Here is a 2,803-nt window from a genome sequence, read left to right on the forward strand (position 1 = left end):
CGGGAGGACCGCCCCGTATCGACCCGGCCGAGCGGCAGGGCCGGGAGAGCCGCCCCCTGTCGACCCCGCGCACCGGTGACGGCCGGGCCCGCGCCGGATAGCGTCTGAAGCGTGGCTCAGTTTCGGCTCCAGGGGAGCAAGATGCTCGCCGTCGACATGACAGGCGACGCGGTCAAGGCCAAGAACGGCGCGATGGTCGCGTACGACGGCGAGATGACGTTCAAGAAGCGCACGGGCGGCGGCGAGGGCCTGCGGGGCATGGTGACCCGCCGCCTCACGGGGGAACAGATGGAAGTCATGGAGGTGAAGGGCCGCGGCACCTGCTATTTCGCGGACCGGGCGAGCGAGATCAACCTGGTGGAGCTGCGCGGCGAGAAGCTGTACGTCGAGGCGAGCAACTTGCTCTGCACGGACGCGGCGCTGCGCACCGGCACGACCTTCACGGGGCTGCGCGGCGCGTCCCAGGGCAACGGGCTGTTCACCACCAGCGTGGAGGGCACCGGTCAGGCCGCGATCCTCTCGGACGGCACGGCGATCGTGCTGCGCGTGACGCCGCAGATGCCGCTCCAGGTCGACCCCGGCGCGTACATAGCGCACACGGGCAATCTGAAGCAGCACTTCCAGTCGGGCGTGAACTTCCGCACGTTCATCGGGGAGGGCTCGGGCGAGGCGTTCCAGATCCGGTTCGAGGGGGACGGGCTGGTGTACGTGCAGCCGAGCGAGCGCAACACGATCGGGGGCGACGTGTAATGCCGTTCCAGATGCTCAACTCGCGCATGGTGGAGGGCCGGGTCCTGCCGGGGCAGCGGATGTTCAGCCAGCGCGGCGCGATGCTGGCCTACCAGGGCGATGTGTCCTTCACGCCCAGCATCACGGGCGGCCAGGGCGGTGTGCTGTCGATGATCGGGCGGCGGGTGGCCAACGAGGCGACGCCGCTGATGATCGTGGAGGGCGACGGCGCGGTGATGTTCGGCCACGGCGGGCACCATGTGCACGTCATCGAGATGACCGGCGACACCCTCTATGTGGAGTCGGACCGGCTGCTGGCCTTCGACGGGACGCTCGATCAGGGCACGATGTTCATGGGGTCGCAGGGCGGCGTGATGGGGATGGTGCGCGGCCAGGTCACCGGGCAGGGCCTGTTCACCACGACGCTCAAGGGGCACGGCGCCGCGGCCGTGCTGGCGCACGGCGGCTTCGTGGAGCTGCCGATCGCGCCGGGCCGGCCCGTCCATGTGGACCCGCAGGCGTATGTGGCGCACCGCGGCGACGTGCGCAACAAGCTGTCCACGGCGATCGGCTGGCGCGAGATGGTGGGCCGCGGCTCGGGCGAGGCGTTCCAGCTGGAGCTGTCGGGCAGCGGCACGGTGTACGTACAGGCGTCGGAGGAAAAGCTGTGACCGGTCCGGACATCTATGACGCGCAGACGCTGCCGGTGGACGACAACGTCAATTCGTATGCCTTCAGCGTGGACCTCAACGGCCAGTGGTTCCTACAGAAGGGGAAGATGGTCGCCTATTACGGGCAGATCGACTTCCACGGCATCGGGCTGGGGCGTCTCGACAGCCTCATCGCGCACAGTTTCCACTCGCCGCTGCACGCCTCCGACTGGGTGGTGGCGGAGGGCCGGGGCAAGATGGTGCTCGCGGACCGGGCCTTCGACGTCAACTCGTACGACCTCGAAAACGGCAATCTCACCGTACGCTCCGGCAATCTCTTGGCTTTTCAACCGTCCCTTTCGCTGAAGCAGTCGATCATTCCGGGGTTCCTCACGCTGATCGGCACGGGCAAGTTCGTGGCCGCGTCGAACGGTCCGGTGGTCTTCGTGGAGCCGCCGATCCGGGTCGATCCGCAGGCGCTGGTCGGCTGGGCCGACTGCCCGTCCCCCTGCCACCATTACGACCACCAGTACCTGCGCGGCGTACTGGGCGGCGTGCGGGCGTGGACGGGGATCGGCGGCACGTCGGGCGAGGAGCACCAATTCGAGTTCGTGGGGAGCGGCACGGTGCTGTTGCAGTCCACGGAGCAGCTGATGCCCGAGCTGGCGACGGGGGCGGTGCCACAGCAGGAAGGCGTTCCGAATGCAACCGGTGCAAATCAGCCATCCCAACCGGGGGGCTCCGGCCAGCTGGGAGCCCTCCAGCGTCGTTTCGGGCTGTGAGCGGTACTCTGCAGAGGGTGACGTCGAACGCGTGACCATATAGCGCCACCCCGCCCTGCCCGATTCCGGCCGGTACGCCCCCGAACGATCACGGTCCGGCGTCGGGCGGCGGGGTCCAGCACCGCCTCGCATGGCCGATAATGATTCATATTTCAACTTCCTTAGGTAGAATCCATCCATGGACACCGAGAACGGCTCCCGCTGGCTCAGCGACGAGGAACAGCGCGCCTGGCGTGCCCACCTGGACGTCAGCCGGCTCCTGTCGCACCAGCTAGAACGGGACCTGCAACCCTTCGGCCTCACCAACAACGACTACGAGATCCTGGTCAACCTCTCGGAGTCGGAGGACCACCGGATGCGGATGAGCGACCTCGCCACCGTCACCCTCCAGTCCAAGAGCCGCCTCTCGCACCAGATCACCCGGATGGAGAACGCCGGACTGGTCCGCCGCGAGAACTGCGAGTCCGACCGCCGCGGGCTCTACGCGGTCCTGACCGAGCAGGGCTGGGAGACGATGCGCCAGGTCGCGCCGCACCACGTCGCCTCCGTGCGCAGGCACTTCATCGACCTGCTCACGAACGACGACCTCAAGGCGCTCTACGGCTCCCTCGCGCCCGTCGCCAAGCACCTGCGCACCACGCG

The 2,803-nt window shown here is 68.2% G+C and carries 4 protein-coding genes; all 4 read left to right on the plus strand.

What is annotated here, in order from left to right:
• The first annotated feature begins 111 nt into the window (after positions 1 to 111).
• A complete protein-coding gene (locus ACFU99_RS39845; protein ID WP_384402495.1) occupies positions 112 to 750 on the plus strand; it encodes an AIM24 family protein in 639 nt (212 codons plus the stop codon).
• Positions 750 to 1,400 carry an AIM24 family protein gene (locus ACFU99_RS39850; protein ID WP_384402498.1) on the plus strand — a complete coding sequence of 217 codons (651 nt, stop codon included), beginning with the start codon at positions 750 to 752 and terminating at the stop codon, positions 1,398 to 1,400. The genes ACFU99_RS39845 and ACFU99_RS39850 overlap by 1 nt, the downstream gene beginning before the upstream one ends.
• Complete coding sequence (locus ACFU99_RS39855) at positions 1,397 to 2,161, plus strand: AIM24 family protein (RefSeq protein ID WP_384402501.1); 765 nt, start codon at positions 1,397 to 1,399, stop codon at positions 2,159 to 2,161. The genes ACFU99_RS39850 and ACFU99_RS39855 overlap by 4 nt, the downstream gene beginning before the upstream one ends.
• A gap of 178 nt (positions 2,162 to 2,339) precedes the next feature.
• Positions 2,340 to 2,803, plus strand: a 464-nt coding sequence (locus ACFU99_RS39860; RefSeq protein WP_384402504.1) for a MarR family winged helix-turn-helix transcriptional regulator, incomplete at its 3' end; no start/stop codon positions are given.

The sequence above is a fragment of the Streptomyces sp. NPDC057654 genome, from assembly GCF_042800135.1.
In the GTDB taxonomy this organism is placed as follows: Bacteria; Actinomycetota; Actinomycetes; order Streptomycetales; family Streptomycetaceae; genus Streptomyces.